Here is a 26,113-nt window from a genome sequence, read left to right on the forward strand (position 1 = left end):
GGGTCTCCTCCTTCATAAATAGCGTCGCCACTCGCCAAGACATCATTTTTCTTATTGTACTGTAGAATTCGAGGCTGCGCCAAGCTTCCACCTAAAACGAAAGGACCCCAATCATATTGGGGCCCCGTCTATTCTCCTACAATATCTTTCCAGCGTTCGCGCCAAACAATCCCTTCGCGAATCCACTCTTCTACTTGACGCTGCTTTTCCTCCGAGATTCCGATCAGGCAAGCGATGCGGGCAATCTCTTTTGTCTCCGCTGGTGATAACTTCCGATCGATCAATGCCATATGGTAGAGCTTGCGCATCATAACGAGCTTTTCAGCCTGCGTCATGGCTACCAGGTCTTCCACGATGACCTCCGGACGCTTCGGATAGTCCATGTCATCCATTAAAATTTGTCGTTCTTTCAATGTAAAATGCTCCGAATTCACGATTTCATGAATACGATCCATTTCTTTATTTCCTATATAACCGTCGGCGTGTCCGACGCAGATCATTAAGCGAATGGACGCAAACAAAATGTGTTTGTCCTTTTCGATTTTGGTATACACCGGCATAGTTCCTCCTCAAAAAGCTTTATGAGCATAATATATAACTACATATGATAATACGATGAAAAACGAAAGCGGTTTCACATCATTATGTGACAAATTTATGCTATTCCCTAACAAAAATGCGTCTGAAATCCATCCAGCCATAGGCATCCAGACTTACACCCGATAACCGCGGATGTGCAAGTATCTCTACCCGATTCGAATACAGCGGGACAAACGTACTGTAAGCCGCAAGCGTATGCATGATGCTGTCCACGCAAGCTTGTCGGTCTTGCGCTGTTTGGACGCACGACATGCGGTTCATCCAATACGCGATCTCTTCCTTTCCATGCGGATCTAAATGATGTGAAATACTCAACGCACCAGCGTTTAGAAATTCTCGTAAAGACAGCTCCGCCCTTTCATCTACATTCGCACTATCCACAACCAAATCTGCCTCTTGTAACAACGGAGGCAAGGCAAGCTCCTCCGGAGATGCATACCTGATCTCAATGGCAATTCCGTATTCCTCGCACGTTTTCTGAATCCACTGGGCATCTTCTATATGATCGGAATCTGGATACGTGTAGAGCGACAGTGCCTCTCCCTGATACCCGCTCTCTTTGAAAATACGAACCAACTCCTGCACATCCGGCACCTCTCTTTTTTCTTGGAACGAATCACTTCCACCCCAAATGACTGCATGCTCCCTCGTTCCCTGTAGCTCTTGTCTCAAGGCTTGTCCACAAATGATAGCCACCATGAGACTCCGAAATTCGCTATGTGACAGCGGGCCATTTTTTGCTCCATTCAAGCTGACGTATTGAAAACAATCTTCCAATCTGCCGACATCACTCCATGTCAGAGCGCTCGTATCCCGATGATCATCCATAGCCATTACGGATAACAAACTCTCATCTGCCTTTGCTTCTGCTGCCATTCCAGGTACGCACCAGATTTCAATTCGGTCCAAGAACGGCCTACCACCAAAATAAGGCGTGAACGCTTCCAGCACGAGCATGGAATCGTCGTTGCGGACTACTCGAAACGGCCCCGTTCCTACTGGCATTTGCGCAAATTGCTCCCCCATCTCCAGAACGTAATCACAGGGGACAATCGCCATATATTCCTTGCTTAGTGCCTGTAAAAACAATTCATCCGGCATATGCAAGGAGATCGTCAATACGTGGTCATCTTTGACGGTAATCGATTCGATTGAAGCGGCTAGCCAGCGATGTTTATAGGAATGCTCCATCAAACGAAGCAAGGAAAAGCGCACATCATCCGCAACAAGTGGACGGCCATGATGGAATAATACACCTTTCCGCAAGTAAAAAGTCCACTGCTTCCCTTCTTCACTAGTGTCCCAATAAAAAGCAATAGCGGGTTCAATCCGTTTCGTGACAGGATCAAACTGAACCAGAGAATCAAATAGCTGCTTTACCATATGTGACTCGGAGCGCAGGAGAATATGGATCGGATCAAGCCCTGCAAATGGCCGATTGTAAAACAAACGCAAGGTATCGACTCTGCCCTTATTTCCCTTTTCCCGTTTCACACGATGTCCAAACTGACTATTCATCCATCGTGAAAATTTTTCACCTAAAACAGGCAAATTTACCCCATATTCGTCGATCATATCCCGTGCAGCACGAATCTCCCCTTTTTGAACGAGCTCCTTGGCTACGCTCAGAATCAGGTCTTCCGGCGCAAGCAAGCATGTCAATACAGATCGATTTCCTCGCCCTCTCCCCGGCTGCCAGACTACCCATCCCTGACTTTGCATTTTTTTCAAGGTCAAGGTCGTATTCCGCAATGTACAAAATAAAAGCGAAGCAACTTCAGCTAACGATATGTCAAGCGGATGCCCTATCTCTTCATTAGGCCGCCCCGCACATAAACGCATGTATTGTTCAACCAGTTGCATCTTGCCACCACCAATTCCCTCAGAAAACATGAAAAAACTATTCGCCTAATCGTACGCTTTTTCTCCGGTCTTTGCCACCTTACAATTCTAAAAACACCAACTAACCGGAAAAAGCCGAAAGAAAGGACTTTCTTATGTCACACATCCCTCATGCACTCCGTCGATTCTTTGCTGCGTATCCAATACTTCTCTGGGTCCGTCTGTTCGGCGAAACGCTTACCTCTTTATCCAGCGCCATGATCGCTCCGTTTCTCGTATTGTACTTGAGCGAGAACATCGGCGGCTCTGTCACTATGACCATGCTTGTCATTGGCTTGCAGCCCTTCTCCGAAATTTTGCTGACGATATTTGCTGGTGGTATCACGGACCGCTATCGCCGAAAAACGATCATGCTACTCGCACTGTTCCTGCAAGGCTTCGCCATGTTGGGAATGGCTTGGGCAGACTCCATGCTGGGCTTTGCGATCCTGTACATCATCAACGGTGCTGGCCGCTCCCTGTTTATCCCTGCCAGCCGCGCGCATCTCGCTGATACGATTTCCTCTGCACAAATGGCAGGTGCCTTTGCCCTTCTCAATACTTCTAGCAGTATCGGGGCCGCATTGGGACCTTTAGTCGGCGTCATCATTTATAAGTACGATCCTGCTATGGCATTTTTGTTTACTGCGATCTCGCTATTGATCTATGCTCTTGCCGTCTGGTGGAAAATCCCGCAAACTCCGCTGCCAGAAGCTCCTGTCGAGGAAGCAGCTGATGTGCGTTCACGAGGCTCCTGGCATGCTTATCGACCAGCCCTTGCCATTATGATGTTGTCTTTGCCGATCAGTCTGTTTTACGCGCAAACCGAGACGAATCTCCAGCTTCATCTAAAATACACGCTGCCAGACTATTTGCAAACACTTGCCTTACTCATTGCGGTAAAAGGGGTCCTGTTGCTCCTTTTCGAGTATTTGCTCGTCAAATGGACACAGCACTTGCCGGCTCGCCTGTTGATTAGCGGCTCGTACATTTGTTTTCTCATCGTATCCTTGGGCTACGCCTTCATCGACAACATACCTGTCCTTCTTTCTCTGCAAGTGCTGCTCGTCCTTGGGGAGAGTATTGGTCTGACTCAGCTGATGGCCTTCGTCACACGAATATCACCTGTCACGATGCGCGGGCGGTACTTCGCAATCACGGGAACACACTGGGATATCTCCCGCATGTGTGGACCATATTTGGGTAGCCTTGTCTTGCTACATGATGGCGGCACGATGCTATTCACCATTGTAGCGGGCATCCTCTTGATCGGTGCCGGATTCATGTACATGTATCTTTCCAAGCATGAAAAAGCCTCCCTGCTTGAACAGGAAGGCTGATTCGATCCGATTAGGTTAACAAGAAGCGATCTTCACTGAAGCTTTCTCCACCGCGGGCTGTTTCGAATGCGCGAAGCAGATCCTGCGGTTTCATCGTCCGTTTTTTCTCATCCGGAATGTCGAGGATAATCCCCCCATCGTGGAGCATCAGCAGACGATTGCCCATGTTCAACGCTTGTTCCATATTATGCGTGACCATGATTGTCGTCAGTTTATAGCGCTCCACGATTTTTTCCGTTAAATCTACAATCAACTGCGCCCGTTTTGGGTCAAGCGCTGCTGTATGCTCATCGAGGAGCAAAATCTTCGGTTCTGTGAAGGTAGCCATCAACAGGCTAAGCGCTTGACGCTGTCCCCCTGAGAGGAAACCTACCTTGGTCTTCAAGCGGTTCTCCAGCCCTTGATCCAGCTGCTTGAGCTGCTCACGGAACAGCTCTCGCTTCTGGTTATTCACCCCAAATCCAAGTGTACGGCGTTTTCCCCGCCCCAAAGCGATTGCCAGATTTTCCTCAATCGTCATGTTCGGCGCTGTACCTGCCATTGGGTCCTGAAAGACTCGACCAATCAGACCTGCGCGTTGGTGCTCCGCCAAGCGCGTGACATCTTTGCCATCAATCGTAATGCTACCCTCATCTGGCGTCAGTCCACCGGAGATCATGTTCATCATCGTCGATTTACCGGCACCATTACTACCGATAACGGTGATGAACTCTCCCTTCTTAACGTCCAGATTAACGTTTCGAAGCGCGATCTTTTCGTTCACAGTTCCTGCGTTGAATACTTTGTTGACGTTTTTAATTTTAAGCATCGCTGCTTCCTCCCCTTGCCGTGCGTACCGCTTGCTTTTTCCAGATGCCTTTTGCCACCGTTGGGACAGTCAGGGCAAAGATAACGATCAGGGCAGTAATCAGCTTCATGTCAGAAGGATTGAGTCCTGCATCCAGAGCCAGTGCAATGACTAAGCGGTACACAATCGAGCCGAGAATGACAGCAAGCGTCACTCGGAAAATCGAAGAGCTGCCAAACAAAACTTCCCCGACAATAACGGAAGCGAGACCGATGACGATCATCCCGATCCCCATTCCTACATCCGCAAAGCCTTGGTATTGGGCTACCCACGCACCAGCTAAAGCTACCAAGCCATTGGAGAGAGCCAAACCAATGATCGTTGTCGAATCCGTGTTTACCCCAAAGCTACGGATCATCTTCGAGTTGTCACCTGTCGCACGCAAATCCAGACCCATATCCGTATGCAGGAACCAGTCAATGATGAGCTTCAACACCATAACCCCTACGATAAAGACGATTGCTACACCAGACAGCAAGGTAACTCCACCTACGGCCAGGTTCGGAATGCCCATATCCTTCACATAAGTGAACAGGGTATCTTCCCGCAAAAGGGGCAGATTCGCTTTCCCCATGACACGCAAATTGATCGAGTACAAGGCGATCATCGTCAAGATCCCCGCCAAAAGTGCGTTAATCTTTCCTTTGGTATGCAAGACGCCCGTAAAAGCCCCTGCCAAACCACCTACGATGAAAGCCAGCAAAGTGGCCAAAAACGGATTGGTGCCATCGATTATGAACTTGGCTGCGATTGCGCCTCCCAAGGCAAAACTACCATCTACGGTCAAGTCAGGAACGTTTAGAACTCGGAAGGTCAGATATACACCGAGAGCCAAGATACCAAATAGTAAACCTTGCTCAATGGCTCCCATTATTGCCAGTTGATTCATAGAAGAAATCCTCCAATTACTGCATTTATTACTCGATCACTTGTCCAGCACGGTCGAGCATGGCTTGCGGAATCGTCACACCCATTTTTTCCGCTGCTTTCTTATTCAATACGAGCTTCATGTCTGCTTGCACTTCAACAGCCATATCAGCTGGCTTCGCTTCACCCTTCAGGATTTTTGTTGCCATATCAGCTGTTTGCTCACCCAGCTTTGTGTAGTCGATCCCGTAAGTGGCAATCGCTCCGCTCTTCACAGAGTTTTCTTCACCAGCGATGACCGGAATTTTTTGTGCTTCCGCTACACCGATAACAGCTGCAATCGAAGATACGACCATGTTGTCAGTTGGTACGTAGAAAGCATCTACTTTGCCCACCATGGACTCAGCTGCTTGCTTCACTTCCGTTGCGCTCGTAATCGCCGCTTCTTTAATTTCTAAACCAAGCTTGCCAGCTACAGCTTTTGCCGCATCCACCTGTACCTTGGAGTTGACTTCACCAGAACTATAAATGATTCCAACAGACTTCGCATCAGCTTTCATTTCTTTGATCAGCTTCAATTGCTCTTCGACAGGGTTCATATCCGATGTACCAGTTACGTTCGCTCCTGGCTTGTCCATCGCAGCTACCAGACCAGCTTCTACTGGATCAGTTACCGCCGTAAACAGGATTGGAATCTGCTTGCTAGTTTGTGCGGCAGCCTGTGCCGTCGGGGTTGCAATAGCCAACACCAAATCTACTTTGTCAGCCTCGAATTTTTGGGCAATCTGAATGGCAGTATCCATGCTCGCTTGAGCGGATTGCACATCGATTTTTACTTGCTTGTCTTTTTCGTAGCCGTTTTTCGCCAATTGGCTGATAAAGCCCTCTCTTGCTGCATCCAAAGCAGGGTGTTCCACGAATTGGGCAATTCCAATCGTCAGCTGCTTGGTTTCAGTAGACGGAGCAGGCGCCGTCGTGGTTGCGGGGGCTGGTGTAGAATTGTTTGCAGGAGTAGCGCTTTGCTGTCCACATGCGGTAACAGACAAAAGCAATAAAGGAAATAAAAAACTCTGAAAAATTTTAACACTCTTCTTTTGTTTGAACATTTAGTGAATTCCCCCTCGTGAATTTTTTTCTACAATTTTAACATGGATAAAACGGTTTTAAAAGAATAAAAAGAGAGCATGACGCTCTCTTTTTACTTGATGATTTCTTTCGCCTGTTGTTTGAGTGCCTCAGAAATAGTGAGACCAAACTTTGCAGCAGCTGTTTCATTAATATACAAATCAGCTTGTTTCGAAATCTCTACAGGAGTATCAGCAACACTCTGCCCTTTTAAGATACGGGCAGCCATATCGCCTGTTTGTTTACCGATTTGGTAGTAATCAATCCCATACGTAGCAACCGCTCCACGTTTCACTGTATCGGTATCAGAAGCAAAGACAGGGATTTTGTTTCCTTCTGCTGCTCCGAGTACCGCTTCAAACGAAGATACGACCGTGTTGTCAATTGGGATAATAATGGCATCTACTTTACTAGCAAGCGATTGCGCTGCTAGCTGCACTTCGGATAGCTGCGAAATGCCAGCCTTGATGATTTCTACGCCTTCTTTTTGCGCTGCGTCTTCCAATTCCTTGACCTGTACCTCTGAATTAATTTCGGAGGTCGTATAGATCACGCCCAGCTTTTTCAACTCAGGCAGGAATGCTTTCACCAGCTTCAATTGTTGTTCCATCGATACTTTATCGGACGTCCCGGTGACATTTTTGTCTGGCTTCTCCAGACTGCCAACCAGTTGAGCCGAGATCGGGTCTGTTACGGAACTGAAAATAACAGGTTTATCTGCAATCGCCTTGGCTGCAGCCTGAGCGGATGGCGTCGCAATCGCTACGACAAGATCCTTTTTATCTCCGGCATACTTCTGTGCGATCGAGACCGTATTGTTCATGTCGCCATGGGCGTTTTGGGAGTCTACCTCCAAGTTCTTGCCCTCTTCGTAGCCAGCATCCTTCAGTCCATCCAAAATTCCTTTATGAATAGCATCCAGCGCAGGGTGCTCCACGAATTGCGTCAGCCCCAGCTTCACTGTTTGCCCTTGGCCTGTCGTTGCTGCTGTCTCTGTTTTCCCACCTGTTTCGTTGCCACATGCTGCCAAAGAAAACGCCAGCAATGCGGTCAGTACCATACTGACTGCTCGTCTCATCTGTACTTCCTCCTCTAGTCTCTACTCTCAGCTGCTCTAATCGCCCTAAGCAATTAGGCTCATTGCCATCTAGGCAACTTGTGTCCCATTATAGCATATTATTGCGCATTGAGAAGCCCCTTTCCTTACTTAAGTAAAATTGACTTCTTCCTCTGCTTTGCCGATTTTCTTTACATATACCCTGGTGATTCTGTAATGGTCGACTTCTCCCACGACAAATTCGTACTTCCCCTCTTTTACTCGATCCCCCACGCGCGGCGGATGATCGATTTGCATGTAAATCCAACCTGCTAGCGTATCTACATCGCTTGACTCCAATTCGATGTCCAGATAATCGCCCACTTCCTCCAGTAGCATACGCCCGTCCAATGACAGCATTCCGTCACTTCGCTCCACCTCGGGGCGCTCGTCGTCGAACTCGTCTTGAATATCTCCGACAATTTCCTCCATTATATCTTCAAGCGTCACCAGACCGGCAGTGCCCCCATACTCGTCAATGATAATCGCCATTTGTCCTCGTTGTTTTTGTAGCATAGTCAGCAACCGGCTGATCGAGATCGTCTCCGGCACAGTCAAAATAGGGCGCATGAAGCTCTGAAGGTCATTGCTCTCCCCTTCCAGAAGCCCTGTCAACATATCCTTGATGTGCAAACTACCCACAACATGGTCCTTGTCACCATCCACTACCGGATAGCGGGTAAACCGTCCATTTTGGACATGCTTCACGTTTTCGTCAAAGGGATCGCGCAGGTTCAAGACAACCATATCTGTACGTGGAACCATGATTTCTCTTGCCATCGTCTCCGAGAAATCAAAAATATTATCGACCAGCATCAGCTCAGTTTGATCAATCAAGCCACTTTTGTGACTTTCATTGACGAGAATGCGAATCTCTTCTTCTGTATGTGCTTCTTGATGCGGCTCCAAGGATATATGAAAGAGCGCAAGAAAACGACTCGCGGCCCAGTTCAGCATTTGAATAAAGGGATACATGATTTTGTAGAAGAGCTGGATCGGTTTGGCTACCGCAAGTACCACCTTTTCGGAGTATTGAATAGCCAGTGTCTTAGGAGCCAGCTCCCCCAGCACGATATGCAAAAACGTAATCAGCGAAAAAGCGATAATAAAGGAAATACTGCTAACAACCGTTTCATTTAAATGGAAGTAACGAAAAACTGGATGCAGGAGATGCGCGACAGCAGGCTCTCCCAGCCAACCGAGTCCTAATGAAGCCAGCGTAATCCCAAGTTGGCACGCGGAGAGATAAGCATCCAAATTGTGCAGGACCCTCTCGACGTCAACAGCGCGCTTGTTTCCTTCCGCTGCGAGCTGGACAATGCGCGATTCCCTAACTTTTACAATCGCGAATTCAGTCGCAACAAAGAACCCGTTCAGGAGTACGAGGATCATGACCAAGATCAAATTAAACAAGCTTCCCCAAATTGCCATGCTCCCCGCCGTCCTTTCCGTCCATGCTTTGGGATATTGTTTCCCATCCTCGCCAAAATGTTACCTGTTCGTTTTTCTTTCTTTTTGAGATTGTGATACCATAGTGCTGATTCCTATGCCTTTTGTAATGAGGTGAGTCTATTGTCGTACCGTCCAGACCTGCCCTTGATCGTTCAAAGCGATCGGACGATATTGTTGGAAACACAGCATCCTTTATTTTCCGAGGCCAGACAAGCTATCAGTGGTTTTACCGAGCTAATCAAGAACCCAGAATACATCCATACCTATCGGATCACCCCTTTATCGCTTTGGAATGCGGCTGCATCTGGTCTTACATCACAAGAGGTAACGGACGTGCTTGGCAGCTATAGCAAGTACGGTGTCCCGCCTACCATCGTCAAAGAAATAGAAGATACGATGCGAAAATACGGCTTGTTTCGTTTGGAACGCATTGGTGATCATCTCGTATTAATGAGTGATGACCCCCTTCTTTTAGCAGAGGTGACCAGTTATAAATCAATCGCTGCTCTTTTTGAGAATGAATTCGTCATCAAAAGCTATGCGCGCGGTCTGATTAAACAAGAGCTGATCAAGCTCGGGTTTCCTGTTCAAGATTTGGCGGGCTATACAGAAGGAGAATCCTGTGCAGTCAGCTTGCGGGAAACGACATCCCAAGGCCGAGCATTCTCCTTGCGCTCTTATCAAAAAGAAGCTGTCGATGCCTTCTATTCTGGTGGAGCTGTGACCGGGGGAAGCGGTGTACTCGTCCTGCCCTGTGGTGCTGGAAAAACGGTCATTGGACTTGGTGCCATTTGCCAATTGCAAACAGCCACACTCATTTTGACCACGAATACGACATCGGTTCGTCAATGGATTGCAGAGCTCTTGGACAAAACAGGACTTGATCCAAATATGGTCGGCGAATACACTGGTGACAATAAAGAAGTCAAGCCAATTACTGTGGCGACTTATCAAATTCTTACATACCGCCCCACCGCCGAAGATGATTTTCCTCATCTGAAACTCTTTTCAGAGCGCGACTGGGGGCTTATTATTTACGATGAGGTGCATTTGTTGCCCGCACCCATCTTTCGTGTTACTTCTGGGATTCAAGCCACTCGCAGACTTGGGCTGACTGCTACTCTTGTTCGGGAAGACGGGCGGGAGGAAGATGTTTTCACGCTAATTGGTCCAAAAAAGTACGAGGTTCCGTGGAAAGTCATGGAAGAGCAAGGCTGGATCGCGGAGGCGCATTGCCGAGAAATTCGACTCCCCTTTGAGCCGAAGTGGCGTGAGGCTTATGCACATGCAACCGCTCGTCAAAAGTTTCGCATTGCGGCAGAAAATCCAAAAAAACTGGAGGTCGTCCGCGAGCTATTGGAGAGGCACGCCCACGATCGTGTTTTGATCATCGGGCAATATATCGATCAGCTTGAACAGATGGCAACGGCCCTCCAACTGCCACTCATTACAGGAAAAGTACCGGACAAAGAACGTGAGCTTTTGTACACGCAGTTTAAAAAAGGGGAAATTACACGCCTGATCGTATCCAAGGTAGCCAACTTTGCGGTTGATTTGCCGGATGCCAACGTCGCGATCCAAATTTCCGGGACGTATGGTTCCAGACAAGAAGAGGCACAGCGCCTGGGACGCATCTTAAGGCCCAAAACAGACGACAACACCGCCCATTTTTATACATTGGTAACACGAGACACGAGAGAGCAGGAGTTTTCGCTCCATCGCCAGCTTTTTCTGGTCGAACAAGGCTATCCATACGATATTATAGAAATCGAAACGCTGGTCTGAAACGTTTACGAATAACCAGCGTCTCATAGAGGGAAGGGAGGCCAAAGATTCAATGCAATCCGACGCCGAAATCATTCAGCGGATTCTTCAAGGCGACATCGAAGCGTATCGCGACCTCATCCAGCGATATCAGCATATGATCTATGTTTTCATTTACAAAATGGTAAACAATCGCTCTGATGCAGAGGATCTCACTCAAGAAGTATTTGTAAAAGCGTATGAAAAATTGTCCACTTTCCGCGGGGACAGCCAGTTTTCTTCTTGGTTACATACGCTTGCCCGAAATAAGAGCATCGACTTCTTGCGTCGCCGAAAGTATCATGACTCGGATGAACAATTGGCCTATGTGCCATCAAATACACGGGATGAATCCCCTCAGGAATCGCTCATGACAAAAGAGCAACGTCGAGAAATTCAGGAGGCCTTTGCCTTACTGTCGGATTCTTATCGAGAAGTGATTGTCCTTCGCTGTACGCACGAATATCCGTTTGAAAAAATAGCTACACTCCTCGGCATCGCCGAATCTACAGCTCGCGTCCGTTACTTGCGTGCTCGTCAGGAACTCGCAAAATTGTTATCCCGCAAGGAAGGGGGGCTCGTACATGAACTGCCAGGCATTTAGAAAAGCATGGCTAGATGACACAGATAGCGATTCACACTCACATATTGAAACCTGTGACGAATGCATCGCTTGGATAGAAACGCAAATGACAACAGAAGAGGAGGTGCAGTTCTTGAAGGAGGTTCCACTACCTCAAGCGAACCTGGAAGACAGAATCATGCAAGCAATCTACCAGACCGCCGAAAAAGGTGTACCCCCTCACGCCGCTACTGCATCTTCAGAGCAACAAACGAGCACAGTGATCGTAAAGCCAAACAAGCGTTGGACCAAAGGCTTCCCTTCATACGCCTGGGTTAGCGCAGCGGCTGTCTTGCTCGCAGTTGGTTTCGTCGGCTACCAACAAATGGCACCGGATAATCTTCAAATGGCTGCCATTCAAGAAACCGGGATGAAAGACAACCAGAACACTTTTGCATTTACCGATACGGAATCAAAATCGGCACCGTCAGCCCCAGCACCTGCTATCGCTTCCATACCAGCAGCAGCCGATAGTCCGACGATGAAAAAAGCAGAAAGCAAGCCAGAGTCCGCCGCTACACAATCGCAGGTCGCTCCGACTGCACCTGCAAAAGATACACCTCCTGCATCACCTCCCCAATCGAACAATGCGATTGCGATGGTGAAACCAGAGGAAAAAGTAGTAACATCCGAGCCACGTACGATCAATAAAGACGGGCAGAACAGCGTGGCATCTCGCGGATTACAAGGGAACTCAGCTGATCAAGCAGCAAAAGCGAAATCGGAAGTTCCAGCCGTGTCAGCAAATACTGGTAACCAAGTAGCTGCAAAGGAAGCCAATGGCGCCGCTGCTGAGAAGCCTACGACTTTTGGGATCGCTTCCCAAGTGGAACCAGACACTGCTGATGGCGGTAAGACTGAGAACGCATTAGTGGGTCCAACGTTGCCGGCGGTAGCGAAGCAGCCCATTACGCTTTCCTCCTTCTCGGATTTGAACACTGCTGTACAAGCATCAGATATGCCCGTACCTGCCCTCTCGCAAGCACCGAATGGGTTCTCGATGAGTACGGTATCGGTCCAATATGAATCCGAAACCAGTCAGAAGGTGACTCGCTTAACTGCCGATTACAAGCGGAACAACGACTGGATTCGCCTAGATGTTGTGCGCAATACAGAAGGCAAGCGCAGCCTCTCTATCCCAGGCACTTTCTCCGCTACTCAGTTGTTCGCTGTCAACGGAGAGCAAGCCATCGCCGTTTCTTTTGATCAAACGGATTCAAAAGGATCAACAGCCCAGCATGCGGTTCATTTTAACGCTCAATCCGACAACCAATCGTTGTATGTGGTAGTGACCGCAAACGGAGTTACCTTAAATGAATTAATGGATGCTACCAAACATATCACGTGGAATCCGTAAAAAGATCCCTACAATCGGAAAAGACACGACCTGATTTTCGGGATCGTGTCTTTTTAATCATGAGGAGCTAACGAATGAACAAATTTCACATCTGCTTCAGCCTACCTGCCTACGGTACACTTCGATCCGTCTTCCGCAAACAGAATCTACTACAAACAGAAAGCATCATCTGTATCGAGGATGATTTTTCAGTTGGACCGCTACATCAACTGGAGACCGCAACCGGGATGAATGAAAGGATTGAATGGATTCATTCTTTCTTCAAGCAAGTAGAACCGATCTCTAACGAAGACCTGACAACGATAAAAGCATACCTGCTGCGAAATCTAACCTTGCCATCACAGGTCCCTGATGGCAGTAGCGTAATTCTGTGGTATGGTCAGAACGCATCTGACAGCATAGGGATTCGTTATGTTGTCTCCATGCTTCAGGATAAAAACCTCTCATTCGAAGGAATCGATATAACGGCATTTAGTGTGAATTGCGATTACAAAGTAAGAAACATAGATGGCAACGAGGTATCTTATGTATTGAAAAGCGCGGGTGCCCTCCCTCCCAAATTGGTGATGGACGCTTATCAGGTGAAAAAGAATATGCCTGCGCCTCTCGTACAAAGCCTCATCCTCGAATGGGAAAAGTGGTCGCAATCTGATAGCACGCTGCGCGTTTACAAACAGGGTGAGGTATTAGAAGTATCGGAGGATTATTATGATGCCTTGCTCTTGGAACATGCATCAAATAAGTTCCAAAAGGCTGCACGTGTGATCGGTACCGTCATGGGGGAAAGCGATCAATGTATTGGTGACACGTATTTGACATACCGGGTTCATGAGCTGATCAAGCAAGGCCTGCTAGATTACCGTGGAGAGTTGATGCCTCTACGCCGCTTAGAGATTCGATTGAAGTAAAAAAACGCTGTTCTCTTTCGCAAAGAGACAGCGTTTTTTCCTACTCTTTAATGCTTTTGATTTTTCTCCTGATTCCACTGCTTGATTTGCTCGATGATTTCCCGAATTTGATTCCGTGCTTCCATATGCTCAGGCTCGCTTCCCCAATGCTGAATCAGCGGAGGCATTGCTTTTGCCATTGTCGTGTACAGGCACCATACTTTTACCATTTCTACGCGCTCAGGAGTCGCTTCTCCTGTCAACAGCTCTGTAAATTTACGAACGAGATCCTCCAGTTCAGGGACCAACGCTTCTTTTTTCTCGTCCATGTCAGTTACCTCACTTTCAGGAACTTTTCTATTTGTATCCTTGTTTATTTTACGAAAAAACGCCCAAGCAGAAAAGGAAGATTTTTCAGGAACGATCGGTTACGCTTAAGCTATCAAGATGATCGAGGTGAAGACTTATCAAAGACACTGGTATTCGATTGGTTCCAACAACCAGAGATAACTGGCAAGATGCATTACGCTTGCAGGTACAAGATGAGCAGCAGCGCTTTGTCCCGTCTGTTGCCGTTTCATTAGCGAAGGTTCATATCCGCCCTGATGGTGACAACTGCGCATATGAACCATTCTGTTTGTATAACGCTGATGAAATGGTTGGGTTTGTCATGATTACCTATGACGCCTCAACAGATTGGTGTTACTGGTTCAACGGTTTTTTGATCGATCACCAGTACCAAGGCAAAGGATATGGCAGAGCGGCTCTCACAGCGATCGTGGATACGGTACGGAACCGTTTCCCGCAAAGCCGATTTGTCAACCTGACCGTATGCCCAGACAATACAGGTGCAAGACATTTATACAGACAAACCGGCTTTGAAGAAACTGGCGACGTATACGATGGAGAGATTGTCTACAGAATCACGTTATGATGAGCAAAAACCGCCAGAAATTGGCGGTTTTCTTTCATATAGCTATTTCGTTTCTGGTACCATGAATTGCAACAGACCAAAAGCCACTCCTGCCGTCAATAACACACTCCAGATAATGATGCCCACTGACATCCACAGCATGAGCTTTTTCGTAGGGGCTCCCAGCGAGATACCAATAGCAGCTCCCAGTGGGGCTCCCGTTAAAAGCGGCGAAGCGAGACCAAGGCCGACCACTCCGTATTTATCCCATATCTGCCACATGCGCCCCTGACGCTTGCTCCGTTTCTCTACACGCTTTAAAAGCCAGGCGCGCAAAGAACCTCCCAAAAAAATGACGACACCTGCGCTGATAATCGCACCCACCGCACTAAATATTCCGATCAGAACCGGTGGTAGTTGCAACATAAAACCTACAGGGATCGCTGCCCACAGCTCAAACATGCCAGATAATGTCACCGAGCCTGCTTTCCATAATACGTCCATTCTGTTTCGCCTTTCTCCTCTCGCTGTCTTTTTCATTCGTCATGGTAAAGACGAGCAGACATGTCAATAAGTAACGGAATTTGTTAAATTAGGATGTGACATCCCTACGGATAAAGGTCGCGTACGCAATGATCAGCGCTGCGATCGCCCATACACTCAACACGGTCAGCGAGAACGGCAACGTCATCCCTTTAATCGGAGGTAGTGTTCCATTGAGATAATCCGTAAGCTGCAAATTTACCACGAACAAGTATTTGGACGATTCCCAGGAGGATGCCATCTGCGTCAGGATCGTTCCGCTAATTAATGCTGCCATCATAATTCCCATCCCCGCAGCCGCGCTCCGAACCAAAACAGAGACCATGAGTGTGACCGTGGCAACCACGACGCAGACGAACCAGCCTAGCCCATACTGCATCAGCAAAAATTGCCATTGTGGCAGCATGAATGCGCCAGATGTCTCGAGCTCTCCTCCCGCCACTTCAAAGCCAGTCAAAATGGGCAGGTCCCATCCCGAATAGCCAAATACGACCCCAGAGAGTAAATAAGCGAGAATCAGTGTCGTGAGAACCGTGAGAGAGGTAAATAGCAGCAGGGTGATGTATTTGCTGGTCAATACCTTCCAACGCCGTACGGGTCGCGTTAATAGCAGCTTGACCGTCCCCTCGCTAAACTCTGAAGATACGAGGTCGACCGCGAGTACGACGATAATCATCGGCAAAAACATCGAAATGGCCTGATCCATAAAGCCACGGGCGAATGTAGGTCCACCCGGCGCCATCGGGTTAATGTCATGATCCAAATAATATTGCTGCTGTGCAATCCTGACCTTGATAAAATCCCGCCACTCTTCAGGAAGACGGCTTGATGCCAGCCTGTTTTGCATATCGACGATTTGTTGGGTTAATAACGGGCGCCAGTCGGTCGTCCCCATTCGTTCTTGTGCAGTGACAACCGAGCGGTACTGCGCGTATGTAAAAATCGGGATCAGAATCGCCAAGATCAGCACAACAACAAGAAAACGGCGCCGACGCAGCAATTTTATGGTTTCATTCTGTACGAGCCCCACCATGCTCTGCTCCATGACTTCCCCCTCCTCCCGTCAATGTAAGGAACAGGTCTTCCAGTGTAACCGTCTTTGTCGCAATTCCCATCACAGGTATGCCACCATTGACCAACGCTTGGTTAGCCTCACTCACTTTTTCTATGTCCATGCGTGATTTCAGACGCTCTTCACTGACCACCCACACATCTGTCACTGCTGGTAGTTTCCGCAGGACTTCCTCGGCCTTCTGTATGTGGGAAGACGGGATTGTCCAATCAACCTGATCAGCAAACTGCTCCATCAGTTCTTTGACTAATCCAACCGAAATGACCTTCCCTTGGCTGATAATCGCCACCCGGTCACACATCATCTCGATTTCACTGAGAAGATGACTCGAAATGAAGACAGCGAGCCCTTCCTCCTCGGCAAGCTTGCGAATAAATTGGCGCAACTCTCGAATCCCCGCCGGGTCCAAACCGTTCGTCGGTTCGTCCAGGATCAATATTTTCGGACGATGCAAAAGTGCCTGCGCGATCCCCAGACGCTGCCTCATTCCGAGTGAGTACGTTTTTACCTTATCATCAATTGCCCTCTCCAAATCAACGAAGCGAACGATTTCCTCAATACGCTCAGGCGTAATACCACCGCTCATTCTCGCAAACTGCTCCAGATTCTCTCTACCCGTCAAAAACTTGTATAGCTCCGGATTTTCGACGATACAACCAACCTGCGCAATTGCTTGCGGAAACTGTTCCTGAAGGGAGATGCCTCCGATGCGAATATCTCCCCCATCGGCTTTTGCCAATCCAACGAGCATGCGGATCGTAGTGGTTTTGCCTGCGCCATTCGGCCCGAGAAATCCAAATACCTCTCCGGCGAAAACATCAAACGTAATATCATGAATGATCGACTTTTTGCCAATCGCTTTTTGCAATCCTTTTACTGAGAGGACCGTTTCGGCCAATGTGCGCCCTCCTATCTGAGTCATGCCTCGTCAACTGACGATGGCGTTCTGTTTATGGTACACTGTCATAAGATGTCCATCCACATTATACCATGACCATACACTTTAAAACGAATAGGAGGATACCCGATGCGCACATCCGGCCAATTTCTTTGGCGCACGGCAGGTCTCTTGTCTTTACTCTCCTTTCTCTTATTTGCGACAGGGTTTGTCCTCGCGATGAACCCGCAGCAGTTAGCACCATCCGCAGCAACCCCACCTGCCCAAAAAGAGCAGCCACCCTCTCCTTTACCAGAAAAGGGTGTCCACAAAGTAGTCGCACTAGGGGATTCCCTCACGCGCGGTGCCGGAGACGCAAATGGCCAAGGCTATGTCGGACTCGTTCGCCAAGCATTGGAGAAAAAATCGGGCCAGTCGATTACGTTCACAAACCTCGCGATTAATGGACAGGAATCATCTGAGCTGCTCAAACAAATGTCTCAGGAGCAAGTGAAGAAGCTGCTCGCTGAAGCCGATCTGATTCTTTTTACCATCGGTGGCAATGACTTGTTCAGGCAGACAGGTGGGCTGTATACCATTGAAAAAGAAAAAGTGACCACAGCTCTTAATCAGCTTGCGGTCAACTATGAAGAGATTCTCAAACAGATTCGCAGCGTCAACAAAACAGCGACGATCGTCTATACTTCCCTGTATAATCCTTTTGGCAATACCGAAGCATCCGTCGACACCATCGGGCCTGTGCTCGACTGGAACAATCAGGCGTCCCAAATCGCCTCAAGATACCCGCAAGTATTCGTGGTGCCGACCTACGACTTGTTCTTGCGTAAAGAACAAAACTACTTGTATACAGACCACTTCCACCCGAATGCTGAAGGCTATAAACGGATGGCGGATCGTATCTTGCAAGCGTTAGAGTGATTCAGCCCTCGCTTCATTCAAGGACTTGCCACGGGTTGCCTCAAAGGCGCGAGCACCCGCCCATTGGAAGGCACTGCTCATCATCGAGGTAGCTGCTACAATCAGGAACAAGGTCGTACCTCCGTAGTGTGCCAACAGCAATCCACCCATCCACGGACCGATGAACTGGCCGAGGTTGCTGAAGCTTTTCGCACCGTAATAGCTGCCGCGCATACTCTCTGGCGCCATTCGGTCGATCAGAACGTCTCCTGCTGTAAACGTAAGGATTTCACCAATTGTGAAAAATACCATCGCCACAATGAATATCAGCCATGAGTTGGCAAAGGCATAACCCACGTCACCAACTGCATACATGACGTTTCCCACCACAATCGCGGTGAGAGGCGTCTTTTTTTCTGCCCAGTTCGTCAACGGAAGCTGCATCACAATCACGACAATCGCATTGACTGTCATCAGGATGGCAAACAGCTCTGTTCCATTCAAGACCGTCATTTCTGCGAATTTTGCCAGCGTAGATGACATTTGCGAGTAGCCTATCGCTCCCAAAACACCGGCGAGCATGTACAAACGAAACGCTTTGTCGTGCACGACTACACTGAATGCACGGCCGAATGTAACCACTTCTTTCTTTTGACCCTCAATTTGCTTAATGCCAAATTTGTTCAATAATCCTTGCAAGCTAATCACATAGATGAGATAAATCACTGCCGTCATCAGGAAAGGTAAGGCTACAGAGCTTTTCGCCAGCACTACCCCTGCGATAGGCCCTACCGCTACCCCCACGTTAATCGCCATGTAGCGAATACCGAACACACGAAGCCGCTTCTCTTGTGGCGTTACATCTGCCATCAGCGCCTGTGAGACCGGTTCGTAGAAGGATCGACAGAGTCCCCCTGCTATATTGAGAAAAAGCAGAATCCACGGGTCTTTACTAAGCGCAAACCCGACGAACACGAGCGTCCACACGTACAACGCGCCTAGCATGACTCGCCTGCGCCCGATTCTGTCCGACCACGCTCCCGCAATAAAGCCTCCGATTGTACCCGCGAGCGGTCCTGCTCCAATAGTCAATCCGATCATAGCCAAGCTCATATCTGTTTGATTAGACAAGTATAAAAACAAAAACGGCATGCTCATCGAGCTGGCGGCCCGGACGAACACGGTCCCGACGACTAATGACCAGACGATCGGGTGAAACTCCTGTAAACGCATCTTGATCCAGCTCATTGTCTCTCTCCTCACCACTGTTATGCCTTTCCATCTTTGCCAGAACAGATGCTCTGTGATGTTCCCATTGTAGAGAGGCAATGGGCGTTCGTCAATGAGCATTCAAAATTTTTTGATTATGAAACATTTCTATTAGAGTAATCAAAATTTCGATAGGGTTGGACACGGTGACCTTAAACAACACAAAAGACCGCCAGTAAACACTGACGGTCTTTTGCTTGTCCTTTTTACAAAATAACTTCTATCCGATCAATCATTTCTCCCTGTTCGTTCCATTTCACCGCACGGTAAACGCTATCGTGGTAGAACGTGAACCAAGCTCCTTGCTTGATCCCGTTGTTGATCCATTCGTCTTTTGCAAAGATGGATGTCATCGGGTAGTCGTCGTAGGCCATCACCCATAATGGATTTTGATGGGCGTGTGTAGGCATGATGTCCGCTAGATGCAAAAGCAGCTGCCCCTCTGTCTCCATCCGTACGATAGCATGTCCCTGGCTGTGACCGCCTGTATGATGAAGCGTGATTCCCGGCACAACTTCCTGCGAAGCTCCGTACGTCTTCACCTGATTCTCAATCGGACGCCAATTTTCTTCCCAATATGTATTCTTCGAGCGAATATTCGGCTCTCTCATTTCCGCCCATTCCTGCTCCTGCACGTAGATGACAGCTTGCGGAAATGTAGAGATAAGTTGTCCATCACGAATAGAGACAAGTCCGTTGGCATGATCGTAGTGCATATGTGTCATGATGACGATATCAATATCAGCAGGAGTCAATCCTTTTGCAGCGAGGGAGTCCACCACTTGAGACTCTTCTTCCAAGCCAAAATTGCGCTTCTGTTTTTCCGTTAGCCGATCATTTCCCAATCCCGATTCAATCAAAATACGCTTGCCATGAGCCTGTACCAGGATCGGGTCAGCACGCAAAGGGATTTGATTGAGATCATTCGATGGATATCTTTTGCTCCAGAGCGGCTTGGGCACGACTCCAAACATTGCGCCTCCGTCCAGCTTCGTGAGTCCACCTCTCAGCCAAGACAATTGAAACTGACCTACCTGCCATTCGTTCCCTACCATGATCCTGCCGCCTCCTCGATTGCTCGGAATGATGATTGAAGATCGAAAGTGAAAAGCACCCCGTTCAGGGTGCCTTACATCTTTTCTGCTACACTTACAGTTCTAGTCGCCGGGGCGATTTCTAACAGGAGATCACTTGATACAGCCTGCACAGTGACATCTGAATCACTTCGTCTATGATGAAGCACGAGTTGCGCTACCTTTTCATTCTCTCGGTAAACGCTGATTAATGTCTGTAATGGATTGGCACTCCCGCCTGCGATCATCTTAAACCCCGGGGCTATCGTAAACGTCCATCCCTCCACCTCTACTAGCGGTGCTAACGAGTACAGGAAGTAACGTTTCCCTAAGAGAATGCCATTATGGTTCATCAAGGCGAGAGCCCCCAATCAAATGAATTTGAACAGTATAACTTCATTTTGCAAGAATTAGCGGAGGTTGAAAAGCGATTCGACAAAACTTCTAAAAAGACGACATACTTTTCTTAATCATATCCGATCCCCATTGTTTTCGAAATAGAAAATCTTTTCATCACCTTAAATCGCTCTTCCTACCGTCGCACCCTCCAAAATCGCTCGCTTAGCATCGAGCTCTCCCGCTTCTTTAGCCCCGCCTATGAGGTGCACAGGCAGCCGATCAAGCAATGCGTGGTATAGCGAATTGTTGGAGGTCGCTCCAGCCGCTACAATGACCGTATCAGCAGGTATCATGCGTTCCTCCCCGTTCTGAATGAAGTATACCCCTTCTTCTGCAATCCGGCTATATTCAATTTGTGTCAGCATCTCTACGCCACGTCGCTTCAGGTTGGCGAGAACTGCCCAGCGCGTCGTTTTACCCAAGCCCGATCCGACATGCTTCCCACGCCGCAACATGCTGATCTTTCGTTTTCGCTGTTGCAGTTGCTGTACAGCTCTTCCATCCAGAATCCGATACTCCTGCAAGTATTCCGCTGCCTTCGGTGAAATCGTTTCGTCGTGCATCAGCAAATGGGACAAATCACATGCGATTCCTCCTGCACCGACGATGACTACTTGTCTACCGACCTTGGCGCGCTTTTCAAATACCGCATCATATCCCTTTACATGTCCAAGCTCCACTCCTGGAATCTCTGGACGCCGAGGAATGACTCCCGTTGCCACTACCACTTCTGCAAAGCCTTCTTCAATCAGGGCGTCTGCCTCTGCCACTGTTCCCAGCCTTATTTCGACACCAAGACGCGCAAGCTCTGTCCGATAATAGCGAAGCGTTTCATTAAATTCCTCTTTACCCGGCACCTGTCTGGCGTAGTTTAATTGTCCACCGATCTGTCTTTTGGCCTCCATGATAACCACCTGATGCCCTCGCTCTGCCAGCACACGAGCTGCCTCCAAGCCGGCTGGCCCCGCTCCGATTACAGCTACCTTCTTGCGGTTTTCCGCCGTAACCAACTGCCACTCTGCTTCTCTGCCCACGAGAGGATTGACCAGACAGGAGGCTACCTTCCCATCAAAGATATGGTCGAGACAGGCTTGGTTGCAAGCAATACATGTGTTTACTTCATCAAAGCGTCCTTCTTTACTTTTTTGAACGATATACGGGTCCGCTAAAAATGGACGAGCCATCGAAACCATATCGCTGCATTCTTCATACAAAATCTTTTCAGCCTGGCGCATGTCGCTGATTCGATTGCTGGCAATAACCGGGATGTTCACGACCTGCTTGACTTGCTGAGCCACCCATACATACGCTCCACGCGGCACCATCATGCCAATCGTCGGCACTTGTGATTCATGCCAGCCAATTCCGACATTGAGAGCATCAGCTCCTGCCTCCTCCAGCATTTTGGCAAATTGCAATGTCTCTTCCATCGTCGTACTATCCGGCATTAAGTCCAATCCCGACATCCGGTAGATAATCGGATAATCGGGTCCCACTGCTTGGCGGGCACGCTTAGCCACCTCGATACCAAAGCGGGCTCTGCGTAAAAAGTCCCCACCCCACTCATCTTCTCGCTTATTGGTCACAGGGGATAAAAATTGATTGATCAAGTATCCTTCCGAACCCATAATTTCTACGGCATCAAAGCCAGCTTTTTTAGCACGGACGGCGCCATCAGCAAAGCATTGGATCGTTACTTCGATCTCCTCTGCGCTTAACTCTCTCGGCTTCCAACGGTTAATCGGCGCCTGCAATGGCGATGGTGCTACCGGGTCTAATCCTGTTGCTTCCTTGTACGCGTAACGCCCGGAATGGAACAGCTGCAACGCAATTCTCCCATTGGCTTGATGAACCTCTTTCGTGATCAGACGCAATTTCTCGATATCCTCGTCTTGGTATACATTGCAATACTCGTCGCCCATACCGCCTTCTGGATGTACAGCAGCCCCTCCTGTCACGATCAGACCTGCCTCTCCTTTAGCACGCTCTGCGTAAAAGGTAGCAAGCCTCGCTACACCATTCTCAAGCTTTTCAAATCCAACGTGCATGGACCCCATCATTATCCGATTAGGCAACGTCATCGAACCAATTTGAATCGGTTCCCATACTTTTGAAAGTTCCACGTTAAAACGCCCTCCTAACGAGTGAATGCTCATTCATTTTTATTATCTATACGATTCTCTCTCTCCTCCTCATATTCCTCCTTCCTCACATTTCATGCAAAAAGCTCAGGATAATACCCCTGAGCTTTCCTTATGTACAGCCTATTTTTATGCGCCGAGTTTGACGAGCATCCCCAAATCTGCAGAAAATCTTGCGATGGTTTCTGTAAATGCGATTTCTTCAGCTTCTGTTCGTGGCATCTGCACGACAAAGTGATAATCCAGTACGACTTTCGCTTCCGCCTGCGTGCCAGGCTCGACAAAGCGGCGCTTTTCTGTCAGCGAACACTCAGCTACCAAGCTTTTTGCTTGCTTCCATAATTGTTGAATCTCCTCATCTTGCAAGCTATAAGGATAGTCAATTTCCACCTCAATTTCACAGCTGTCCTCTTCTGTAAGCGAAAACAGATGGATGGTAGCCGTTGGTTGCTTTTCGTCCTCTGCCTCGGAAAACGTGATCAGAACCTCTTGCCCTTCCGCTTCTTCCAGCAACGAATGATCGGAGCGCAAGACGATATCCGAAATCATTCCATGCGTATGTAACTGTTGATTTAGTTTTTCCAGCATAAATTGTAACACGTACTTCTTTCCTCCTATTTCACGATATCCTCTCGTAGCAGTATAGCACGAGTTCTACAGATGCGAAAAACCCCTTCACGAGGAAGGGGTCGGTGAATTGTTCATATTTTTTTGATTCATGAATTCTGACAGCCACGCACGACGCACTTCTTTGTTTGGACAGTAACCTAAAATGTAGCTTTCTCCGCGCATATATTTTTCCTTAATCCACTCTTTATGCTTGCGGAAAAAGGCATGCTGGAAATCAATCGGCATCTGCTGATATTCTTCCAAAGCTGAAGGGTTCTGGAGGAAAAAATCTTCATCGTACACAAACTCTTCGTTTTGTTGGCGGCTGATCAGGTACACAAAAGCAATCACCAGGAACAGGTTCACCAAGAAAATCGTCATAGAAATCCCTCCAGTCAGTAATAATTATCTGATTAATCTGTCTTATCAGCATATTATTATTGTACCACGAAATTGGTGTTTTCTAAACCTTTTCCATAAACGAATTTTTAAAATTTTTTAATGAATCGACAAATAAAAACACCCGCTCATGATGAACGGGTGTTTTTCGTACTCGTTAAGAGTTCGTGTTCGATCCTTGTGTAGTTGCAGGACCTGCATCCTGACTGGACGGCGGGATAATATCCGGCGGTGGTGTAGAGTTGTTGCCGTTATTACCTGCTGGTACAGTCCCAGGAGATTGTGTTGCATCAGTCGCAGGCGTCTGTGCTCCCTGACCTTGATCTGTCGACTGGCCTTGCCCTTCTGAGTCTACGACATCAGGTGGCGGCATTGCACCTTCATTTGCCGTACCGTCTTGATTGTCTGTTGAATTCGGCTCTTGTTCTTTCGGAGCCTCCGTTTTTTGTTTCGTTGATGTTGATGCAGCTGATTCTGTCGTTTTCTTCTTGACGCTCTTCTTGTTGCTTGTCGCTACCGCTTCACCGGAACCGAGTATCGGAGAATTGTTGAGCGACGCTACGACGCTCCCACTCAATCCCATCTCTGATTGCAAGGAATCGCGAACAGACTCGAGCTTTTCTTTTTCGAGATACGTGTATCCTCCCTGCCAATATGCCCCATTATCCAATGCGGTGACCGTAGAAGAATTAAATCCTTTGAAATCGTAGGCCAAGCCTTTGATCTGATCCTTGGAAAGATCGGTATGTATATTCTTGGCACCTACGTCCATGACGTTAAATATCTTCGTTAAGCCTTCAAGAGAAGCCGTTTTGTCCACGACAGCCTTGATGACCTCTTGTTGGCGACGGTTACGGTCGAAGTCACTGGAGTAGTACTTCGTTCCACGGTTGTCATGACGATGTCGGACATAACCAAGTGCTTGCTCACCATTCAATTTTTGAAGACCTGGCTGGAGATTGATGTGAGTATCGTCAGTTGGATCATCGTATACCAGTTTGCGATCCACATTGACTTCCACACCACCTAATTCGTCAATGACCGCTTTGAAACCATCGAAATCAATGGCTACAAAATGCTCAATCGGAATACCCAGTACTTCATTCAACGTTTTCTTCGTTAAGGAAATACCATCTTCAGTAACCGTTCGGTTGTTGCGCTCTGCTTGCCTGCGTTCTGCTTCGCCATTGGCATAGACAGAATTGATCTTATGGTAGTCGCGATAGCCTGGGATCTTGACGCGTGTGTCCCGCGGAATCGATACCATGGTAACTTTCTTCGTCTTTGGGTTGGCAACTGCCACAATCATTACGTCTGTATTCATGGAACCAGTTTCCGGACGGGTATCAGAACCAAGCAATACAAACGACATTGGCTTATCCGAGTAGTAAACAGGATCGACATTTTGGGATACTGGCGAAGTAAATCCGCTGTTTGCAGGACTCGTTACTTCCGTCAGAGTGTCCTCAATTTTCCAATAAATTGCTCCAGCCACACCGCCAACCAGCAGCAAGGTGATCAATGTGAAGGATACAACGAGTTTACGTATTTTTCGATTACGGCTCGGCTGTTTCTTTCGAGAAGCTGAAGCGCGTGTTTTCACAACAGTATCTGGCATATGAATCAGTCTCCTTGTTCGCGCACGCTTTTTGACAAAGTAAAGGGAGGCACGATTTTGAATTGTGCCACTCGACAATATGCACCACTTTTTTCTTCAGTTGGCAATACTCTGATTGAGGTATTGTACCATATCGTTGTCTGCATTTGTAGAAAAATGTTCCTTTAAACGAAAAGTCCCCCATCTTTTTGTCGATAAGGGGACTTTAGTTGCACATATAAATTTAGACTTATTGCAAGCCGCGTGGTGCCTGACTAAATCCTTGTACAGGCCCTTCAGGACGCTTGTTTTTGGAGCGGTGTGAATCCCCACCCTGCCGAACATGGCTCTCTTGTTTTCCATTCACATCATTCGATTTCTTTTCCATGACATACACTCCTCCTCTGTACCAACTAACGGGTAGTG

26 protein-coding genes are annotated in these 26,113 nt (G+C 48.0%); 7 read left to right on the forward strand and 19 right to left on the reverse strand.

Annotation, left to right across the window (positions count from 1 at the left end; all coding sequences use genetic code 11):
* Nucleotides 1–128 precede the first annotated feature (128 nt).
* The gene (locus HPY27_RS04645; protein ID WP_017250335.1) at nt 129–560 is read right to left on the reverse strand and encodes a tellurite resistance TerB family protein; all 432 of its coding nucleotides are present in this window, start codon (nt 558–560) and stop codon (nt 129–131) included.
* Nucleotides 561–660: 100 nt separating this feature from the next.
* The gene (locus tag HPY27_RS04650; RefSeq protein ID WP_174224437.1) at nt 661–2,463 is read right to left on the reverse strand and encodes an SgrR family transcriptional regulator; all 1,803 of its coding nucleotides are present in this window, start codon (nt 2,461–2,463) and stop codon (nt 661–663) included.
* 134 nt (nt 2,464–2,597) lie between these two features.
* Here HPY27_RS04650 and HPY27_RS04655 point away from each other — a divergent pair, with 134 nt between their 5' ends.
* Nucleotides 2,598–3,821 carry an MDR family MFS transporter gene (locus HPY27_RS04655; RefSeq protein WP_174224438.1) on the forward strand — a complete coding sequence of 408 codons (1,224 nt, stop codon included), beginning with the start codon at nt 2,598–2,600 and terminating at the stop codon, nt 3,819–3,821.
* 10 nt (nt 3,822–3,831) lie between these two features.
* Here the strand turns inward: HPY27_RS04655 and HPY27_RS04660 are convergent, their stop codons facing one another.
* The 5 genes from HPY27_RS04660 to HPY27_RS04680 form a co-directional block, all read right to left on the reverse strand.
* Complete coding sequence (locus HPY27_RS04660) at nt 3,832–4,629, reverse strand: ABC transporter ATP-binding protein (RefSeq protein ID WP_017250338.1); 798 nt, start codon at nt 4,627–4,629, stop codon at nt 3,832–3,834.
* Nucleotides 4,622–5,557 (reverse strand): ABC transporter permease, encoded by a 936-nt coding sequence (locus tag HPY27_RS04665; RefSeq protein ID WP_017250339.1) that lies wholly within the window; start codon nt 5,555–5,557, stop codon nt 4,622–4,624. Before HPY27_RS04665 ends, HPY27_RS04660 begins: the two co-directional genes overlap by 8 nt.
* A gap of 28 nt (nt 5,558–5,585) precedes the next feature.
* A complete protein-coding gene (locus HPY27_RS04670) occupies nt 5,586–6,641 on the reverse strand; it encodes an ABC transporter substrate-binding protein (RefSeq protein WP_017250340.1) in 1,056 nt (351 codons plus the stop codon).
* Between the two features lie 92 nt (nt 6,642–6,733).
* Entirely contained in the window at nt 6,734–7,738 is a 1,005-nt protein-coding gene (locus HPY27_RS04675; protein WP_174224439.1) for an ABC transporter substrate-binding protein, read from the reverse strand.
* 129 nt (nt 7,739–7,867) lie between these two features.
* Nucleotides 7,868–9,187 carry a hemolysin family protein gene (locus HPY27_RS04680; protein WP_017250342.1) on the reverse strand — a complete coding sequence of 440 codons (1,320 nt, stop codon included), beginning with the start codon at nt 9,185–9,187 and terminating at the stop codon, nt 7,868–7,870.
* Between the two features lie 141 nt (nt 9,188–9,328).
* Between HPY27_RS04680 and HPY27_RS04685 the strand changes: the two genes are divergently transcribed.
* The 4 genes from HPY27_RS04685 (at nt 9,329) to HPY27_RS04700 (ending at nt 13,898) form a co-directional block, all read left to right on the forward strand.
* On the forward strand, nt 9,329–10,993 hold the full coding sequence (locus HPY27_RS04685) for a DNA repair helicase XPB (RefSeq protein WP_026043231.1): 1,665 nt from the start codon (nt 9,329–9,331) through the stop codon (nt 10,991–10,993).
* A 52-nt stretch (nt 10,994–11,045) separates the two neighbouring features.
* The gene (locus HPY27_RS04690; RefSeq protein WP_007716978.1) at nt 11,046–11,615 is read left to right on the forward strand and encodes an RNA polymerase sigma factor; all 570 of its coding nucleotides are present in this window, start codon (nt 11,046–11,048) and stop codon (nt 11,613–11,615) included.
* Nucleotides 11,596–12,990 (forward strand): hypothetical protein, encoded by a 1,395-nt coding sequence (locus tag HPY27_RS04695; protein WP_173622286.1) that lies wholly within the window; start codon nt 11,596–11,598, stop codon nt 12,988–12,990. The genes HPY27_RS04690 and HPY27_RS04695 overlap by 20 nt, the downstream gene beginning before the upstream one ends.
* A gap of 74 nt (nt 12,991–13,064) precedes the next feature.
* Entirely contained in the window at nt 13,065–13,898 is an 834-nt protein-coding gene (locus HPY27_RS04700) for a DUF1835 domain-containing protein (RefSeq protein ID WP_174224440.1), read from the forward strand.
* A gap of 47 nt (nt 13,899–13,945) precedes the next feature.
* Here HPY27_RS04700 and HPY27_RS04705 read toward each other — a convergent pair whose 3' ends face one another.
* The gene (locus tag HPY27_RS04705) at nt 13,946–14,206 is read right to left on the reverse strand and encodes a YusU family protein (RefSeq protein ID WP_015892299.1); all 261 of its coding nucleotides are present in this window, start codon (nt 14,204–14,206) and stop codon (nt 13,946–13,948) included.
* A 158-nt stretch (nt 14,207–14,364) separates the two neighbouring features.
* On the opposite strand from HPY27_RS04705, the gene HPY27_RS04710 reads away from it, so the two are divergent.
* A complete protein-coding gene (locus tag HPY27_RS04710; protein ID WP_174224441.1) occupies nt 14,365–14,811 on the forward strand; it encodes a GNAT family N-acetyltransferase in 447 nt (148 codons plus the stop codon).
* Nucleotides 14,812–14,853: 42 nt separating this feature from the next.
* On the opposite strand, the gene HPY27_RS04715 is transcribed toward HPY27_RS04710, so the two are convergent.
* The 3 genes from HPY27_RS04715 to HPY27_RS04725 form a co-directional block, all read right to left on the reverse strand.
* Entirely contained in the window at nt 14,854–15,294 is a 441-nt protein-coding gene (locus tag HPY27_RS04715) for a small multi-drug export protein (RefSeq protein ID WP_017250347.1), read from the reverse strand.
* Between the two features lie 88 nt (nt 15,295–15,382).
* Entirely contained in the window at nt 15,383–16,378 is a 996-nt protein-coding gene (locus tag HPY27_RS04720) for an ABC transporter permease (protein WP_017250348.1), read from the reverse strand.
* Nucleotides 16,344–17,303, reverse strand: coding sequence for an ABC transporter ATP-binding protein (locus HPY27_RS04725; protein WP_017250349.1), 960 nt, complete (start codon nt 17,301–17,303; stop codon nt 16,344–16,346). Before HPY27_RS04725 ends, HPY27_RS04720 begins: the two co-directional genes overlap by 35 nt.
* A 129-nt stretch (nt 17,304–17,432) precedes the next feature.
* On the opposite strand from HPY27_RS04725, the gene HPY27_RS04730 reads away from it, so the two are divergent.
* The gene (locus HPY27_RS04730) at nt 17,433–18,221 is read left to right on the forward strand and encodes a GDSL-type esterase/lipase family protein (protein WP_017250350.1); all 789 of its coding nucleotides are present in this window, start codon (nt 17,433–17,435) and stop codon (nt 18,219–18,221) included.
* Here the strand turns inward: HPY27_RS04730 and HPY27_RS04735 are convergent.
* From HPY27_RS04735 to HPY27_RS04770, 8 genes are all read right to left on the reverse strand, one after another.
* Entirely contained in the window at nt 18,213–19,448 is a 1,236-nt protein-coding gene (locus HPY27_RS04735; protein ID WP_017250351.1) for an MDR family MFS transporter, read from the reverse strand. The two genes, HPY27_RS04730 and HPY27_RS04735, sit on opposite strands and share 9 nt — an antisense overlap.
* A 227-nt stretch (nt 19,449–19,675) precedes the next feature.
* A complete protein-coding gene (locus HPY27_RS04740; protein WP_017250352.1) occupies nt 19,676–20,524 on the reverse strand; it encodes a YtnP family quorum-quenching lactonase in 849 nt (282 codons plus the stop codon).
* 74 nt (nt 20,525–20,598) lie between these two features.
* Nucleotides 20,599–20,895 (reverse strand): hypothetical protein, encoded by a 297-nt coding sequence (locus HPY27_RS04745; RefSeq protein WP_017250353.1) that lies wholly within the window; start codon nt 20,893–20,895, stop codon nt 20,599–20,601.
* A gap of 165 nt (nt 20,896–21,060) precedes the next feature.
* On the reverse strand, nt 21,061–23,064 hold the full coding sequence (locus tag HPY27_RS04750) for an oxidoreductase (RefSeq protein WP_173622292.1): 2,004 nt from the start codon (nt 23,062–23,064) through the stop codon (nt 21,061–21,063).
* A 147-nt stretch (nt 23,065–23,211) separates the two neighbouring features.
* Complete coding sequence (locus HPY27_RS04755) at nt 23,212–23,682, reverse strand: hypothetical protein (RefSeq protein WP_174224442.1); 471 nt, start codon at nt 23,680–23,682, stop codon at nt 23,212–23,214.
* Nucleotides 23,683–23,757: 75 nt separating this feature from the next.
* Nucleotides 23,758–24,072 carry a hypothetical protein gene (locus tag HPY27_RS04760; protein ID WP_017250356.1) on the reverse strand — a complete coding sequence of 105 codons (315 nt, stop codon included), beginning with the start codon at nt 24,070–24,072 and terminating at the stop codon, nt 23,758–23,760.
* Between the two features lie 175 nt (nt 24,073–24,247).
* The gene (locus HPY27_RS04765) at nt 24,248–25,708 is read right to left on the reverse strand and encodes an LCP family protein (RefSeq protein ID WP_017250357.1); all 1,461 of its coding nucleotides are present in this window, start codon (nt 25,706–25,708) and stop codon (nt 24,248–24,250) included.
* Nucleotides 25,709–25,937: 229 nt separating this feature from the next.
* Nucleotides 25,938–26,075 (reverse strand): hypothetical protein, encoded by a 138-nt coding sequence (locus HPY27_RS04770; protein ID WP_007717021.1) that lies wholly within the window; start codon nt 26,073–26,075, stop codon nt 25,938–25,940.
* Nucleotides 26,076–26,113: the final 38 nt, after the last annotated feature.

Origin of the sequence: Brevibacillus sp. HB1.1 (genome assembly GCF_013332445.1) — a bacterium.
GTDB classification, from domain to species: Bacteria; Bacillota; Bacilli; order Brevibacillales; family Brevibacillaceae; genus Brevibacillus; species Brevibacillus porteri.